This is a genomic window from Prosthecobacter sp., from assembly GCF_049294395.1.
Lineage (GTDB): Bacteria > Verrucomicrobiota > Verrucomicrobiia > Verrucomicrobiales > Verrucomicrobiaceae > Prosthecobacter.
Genome location: NZ_JBAQCR010000437.1, coordinates 1 through 4,915, shown reverse-complemented (window position 1 = coordinate 4,915; position 4,915 = coordinate 1). Strand labels below are relative to the sequence as shown.

General features: G+C 60.3%; 4 protein-coding genes. 3 read left to right on the top strand and 1 reads right to left on the bottom strand.

The features are described 5' to 3' along the window. Positions 1-1,399 (top strand): ammonium transporter (locus WAW39_RS29880; protein WP_422323369.1); only part of this gene is annotated, 1,399 nt, incomplete at its 5' end. Positions 1,400-1,470: 71 nt separating this feature from the next. Here WAW39_RS29880 and WAW39_RS29875 read toward each other — a convergent pair. After that, entirely contained in the window at positions 1,471-2,841 is a 1,371-nt protein-coding gene (locus WAW39_RS29875; RefSeq protein WP_422323367.1) for a CPBP family intramembrane glutamic endopeptidase, read from the bottom strand. An 82-nt stretch (positions 2,842-2,923) separates the two neighbouring features. On the opposite strand from WAW39_RS29875, the gene WAW39_RS29870 reads away from it, so the two are divergent. Then, positions 2,924-4,174, top strand: coding sequence for an acetylxylan esterase (locus WAW39_RS29870; protein ID WP_422323365.1), 1,251 nt, complete (start codon positions 2,924-2,926; stop codon positions 4,172-4,174). 72 nt (positions 4,175-4,246) lie between these two features. Continuing rightward, the coding region (locus WAW39_RS29865; RefSeq protein WP_422323363.1) for an ROK family protein at positions 4,247-4,915 on the top strand (669 nt) is incomplete at its 3' end.

Below are 4,915 nucleotides of genomic sequence, written 5' to 3'. Positions count from 1 at the left end.
TCCTGCGGCAGCTCCCGCCCCGGCTCCGGCCCCAGCAGCTGCTCCAGCCGCCGCCGAGCCTGCCGCTGCAACCATTGAACAACGTATTTTCGACTTGGAAAAATACGTGACCAATGGTCAGGCCGGTAAAGATGGTGACACCGTGTGGAAGTCCAACATCGCAGGCCCTGGCCCCGGCCACAACGCCTGGCAGATGACCAGCACTGCGCTGGTTATTTTCATGACCCTCCCCGGTCTCGCGCTGTTCTACGGCGGCCTCGTCCGCAAGAAGAATGTCCTCTCCGTCATCGCCCAGTGCATGGGCATCGCAGGTCTGGTTACCATTCTGTGGTGGGCATGTGGTTACAGCCTCTCCTTCGGTGCGGGCAACGCCTACATTGGAGATCTGTCGTATAAGATGCTCGAAGGCGTCTCCCCTTACGCTTCGGGTGCCGGCTACTGGTGGATTTCAGACGCCATGTGGGCCATGTTCCAGCTCAGCTTCGCCATCATCACGCCTGCTCTGATCATCGGTGCCATCGCCGAACGCATGAAGTTCATCGCAGTGCTGGTTTTCGTCACCCTCTGGATGTTCGCCGTCTATTTCCCCTTCGCCCACATGGTGTGGAGCACGACGGGCCTGATGTGCGGTCCTCTCAATCCTAACGCCGCCATCAAGGCGATCGACTTCGCAGGTGGCACGGTCGTTCACATGACCTCCGGCTGGAGCGCTCTTGTTCTTTGCCTCATCCTTGGCAAGCGCAAAGGTTACGGCAAGGAGCCCATGGCACCTCACAGCATGGTGCTCTGCGCGATCGGCACCGGCATGCTCTGGGTGGGCTGGTATGGTTTCAACGCTGGTTCCGCTCTCGGTGCTGACGGCATTGCCTCCAATGCCTTCATGACCACCACGCTCGCTGCAGCCACTGCTGGTTTCGTCTGGGCTGTCACTGAATGGATCCTCAAAGGCAAGCCTTCCGTCCTTGGCTTCTGCTCCGGCATCGTTGCAGGTCTGGTGGTCATCACTCCTGCTGCAGGCTTCGTCACCGCCAACTCCGCCATGATCATGGGTGTGGCTGCCGGTATCGTTCCGTTCCTTGCAGTTGCTTACCTGAAGAACATCCTCGGCTATGACGATGCCCTCGACACCTTTGGTGTTCACGGCGTCGGTGGCACGATGGGAGCCATCCTCACCGGCGTGTTTGCTGATGAGAAGGCCAACTCCATCGTTGCCGGCCTCAAGGAAGGTCTGCTCATGAACCAGCTCAAGGCCGTCGCCCTTACCATTGGCTGGAGCGTCGCCGCCACCCTGGTCATCACCATCATCGTGAAGATCGTTGTCGGCCTTCGCCCTGAGCCTGAAGTGGAAAGCACGGGTCTCGACCTCGCCGAACACGGCGAATCAGGCTACGAACATTAATCACTGCAGGACAAGTTCCTGTTAACCCAAACCGGGCTGAGCAATCAGCCCGGTTTTTTTATGCCCGCTTCTCACCACAGCAGCAGCATCGCCACGCACATGATCCCGTTGTTCAGCGCGTGCGCCGTCATCGGCGCGATCAAGCTTTGCCGCCACAGGCGCAGAAAAGAGAAGGAGCATGCCAGCACCATGATTGCCGGCACTCCAGCCCAGCCCTGCGGATGAACTACCGCAAACACAAATGCGCCCAGCAACGCACCCAGCAGCCAGCGCAGCCATGCGGACAATCCGGGAAACAGCATCCCGCGAAACGTGATTTCCTCTGAAATCGGCGCCCACACCACCGCCAGCAGGATCGCGCCGAATTTTGCCCACCCATCACCCGCAAAAACTTCCACAATCGGATGCGATGGAAACTCGCCCGTGAGTTTCATGATCCATGACGCCGCGATCATCCCCACCACCAGCAGCGGTAGTGATGCCAGCCAGACCAGCACTCCAGCCCCCATCTCTTTCCACAATCCCTGCCCACGGTGCAGTCCCAGCGCCTCACGCCAATGGGAACGTTGCATGCCGCGCAGCACCGGCCACGTCATGCCGATGACCAGAGCAATCACGGCAGGCCCGTAGGCAGCCCAACCCGGCAAAGGCACTGAAAGCACACGCAGCAGCCAGGGTGGAAACACAAACAGCACCAGAAAAATCGCAAACCCCTCCAGCAGCACTCCTCCCTCCACACGGCTGCGCGGTGCCAGCGTCAGGCGGATCTTCCCGCTGCGCCAGCGTGCGATGCCCAAGATCAACACCACCAGACCACCCACCGCCGCGCACATTCCCAGCAGACTGAAGCCAATCAAAGCCACCGCCGTTTTCATGCCTTGCTGAGCCACGGTCTGCTTGGCCTCAGCATTTCCTGTCTGCGCACGGGCCAGCTCAGCGATCCAGCCATGCCGCCTCCGGAATTTTGTCCAGGCCTCATCCTGCACCTCACCGTTCATCGCCTTCATGCGCTCCAGCGTCGCCACATCCGCCTGCAAATCCGCATCCTTCGCTGCCAGCGCATCAAACTTCGCCTTCACAGGCCAAACATGGGTCACGCAGCCTTCCACGATCAAAACTCGCAGCTCGTCTGCCTTTCCACGGGAAACCTTGACCACATTCTGCATCAGCTGCTCGTCAAAGTTTGACTGCCATTCCCCCAGGGCATTGTCTCCCCCCATCAGCCCCTGCACCCCCACGACGTAACGCGCCATCAGCTCCAGCATGCGGTTCGGATGCACTTCGGTTCCACCATCCGCCCTGTTCGCCGACTGCTTTCCCACCACAAAAAGCACGCAGGCGGCGATCACGCACACTGCCAGCATAGCTCCCATCCGTGAATAGCTTGGGGACATCACAGGCTTCGATGCAGGCAGTGGTGGTGGTACAGAAGAGTCATTCATAAATGGTCGCCGATCAAACATCGCCTGATCAGCAAAGGCACGAACAATTCGGCCCTCCCGCCTCGTTCAGTCTTCTCCAACCATGCGCACCTTCCTCTTTCTCCTGCTCACCGCCTCCGCCCTGGCTCAAACCCCGCGCCCCGGGGTGAACTACGACGAAGCCAAAGTCGGCACTGATCCGCTGCCTGATTTGAAGCTTACCACCGTCGATGACTGGACTCAAAAGCGCCGGCCCGAGATTTTCAAACTCTTCGAAGATCACGTCTATGGCAAAACACCCGCCGACATAGGTGAGCCCAAATTCGAAGTCACCGCGACGAAAACGGACGCGCTAGGCGGCCTGGCCACACGCAAATTCATCCACATCTCGCTGCCCAGCCGTCCCGCATGGCCAGGCATGGATGTGATGCTCTACACGCCCAATGCCACCAAGGCTGCGCCATGCTTCGTCGGCCTCAGCTTCGGCGGCAACCATGCCGTCAGCACCGAAACCGACGTCCCGCTCAGCACCCGCTGGATGCGTGAGAGCAAGGAGAAGAACATCGTCGATCATCGCGCCACTGAGGCCACCCGAGGCACCGAAAGCAGCCGCTGGCCGCTGGAAATGATCCTCAAGCGCGGATTCGCCGTGGCCACTGCCTACTACGGCGACATCGAACCGGACCACGCCGACGGGTGGAAAGAAGGTCTCCGCGCCGCTGTCAGCAAGGATGGGGCGAACACCGTCTGGAAGGACGGTGAATGGGGTGCCATCGGCGCCTGGTCATGGGGGCTCAGCCGCATCGCCGACTACCTGCAGACGGATTCGCAGATTGATGGCAAGCACCTCGCCGTCATCGGTCACTCGCGCCTCGGCAAAACCTCCCTCTGGGCGGGCGCACAGGACACCCGCTTCGGCATCGTCATCTCCAATGATTCCGGTGAAGGCGGTGCCGCCCTCATGCGGCGCGATTTCGGCGAAACCACCGCCATCATCACCAAAGCCTTCCCGCACTGGTTCACCCCGAATTACAAAAACTATGCCGGAAACGCCGCCGCCTGTCCCGTGGACATGCACATGCTCATCGCCCTTGCCGCGCCGCGTCCCATCTACATCGCCAGTGCCGCCGAAGACCACTGGGCCGATCAAAAAGGCGAGTTCCTTTCCGGCAAATTTGCCAGCCCGGTTTACGCCCTCTTCGGCAAAAAAGGCGTCGTCGTGGATGCACAGCCCGCCATCGACACCCCTGTCGGTGATTTCATCGGCTACCACATCCGCACCGGCAAACACGACGTCACTGATTTCGACTGGACGCAGTACCTGAACTTTGCTGCAAGGCATTGGTCCAAGTAAGAAGGCTCACGTTCACATTGTCACTTGCTGCATCCGAAAGCCCGTGTGTCTTGGGGCTGTCTTTCCCACGCCATGCCCGCCAAAAAAGCGAAAACCAAATCCGCGCCCAAGAAACCGTCTCAGAAGCCGTCCAAAAAGCTTCGCAATGTCCCCTTCTGGATCGGCTTTGATCTCGGCGGCACGAAGATGATGGCTTCGGTTCTCGATGCCAACTACACCGTGCTGGGCTCCGCGCGCAAATCCACCAACGGCTCCGATGGTGCCGCCAAGGGCCGCAACAAAATCGTCAAAGCCATTCATGAGGCCATCGCCGAGGCTGGCGTGGATCCCAAGGGCCTGCAGGGCATCGGCATCGGCTGCCCTGGCCTGGTGAATCCTGACAGAGGCATTCTCATTTTCGCGCCCAATCTGGGCTGGACCAACATGGCGCTGCGCAAGCTGCTGCAAACCCATTTCAAATGCCCCGTCGCAGTGCTGAATGATGTCGATGCCGGCACCTATGGCGAGTATGTGCTCGGCGCAGGCAAAGGCGCGCGTTCGCTGCTTGGCGTGTTTCCCGGCACGGGTGTCGGGGCGGGGTTCGTCTACAACGGCCAGCTCGTCATGGGCCGCGCCATTTCCGCCATGGAGCTGGGCAATCTGCTGCTGCCCGGCACTCACATCGGCAGCCCGGTGTTTGGTACGGTGACACTCGAAGACCTCACCAGCCGTCTCGCGCTCGCCTCGCAGGCGGGGCTGGCC

Excerpts from the sequence above, each read along its gene's own strand:
- WAW39_RS29875 (WP_422323367.1), bottom strand. The coding sequence starts at position 2,841 with ATGAATGACTCTTCTGTACCACCACCACTGCCTGCATCGAAGCCTGTG.
- WAW39_RS29870 (WP_422323365.1), top strand. The coding sequence starts at position 2,924 with ATGCGCACCTTCCTCTTTCTCCTGCTCACCGCCTCCGCCCTGGCTCAA.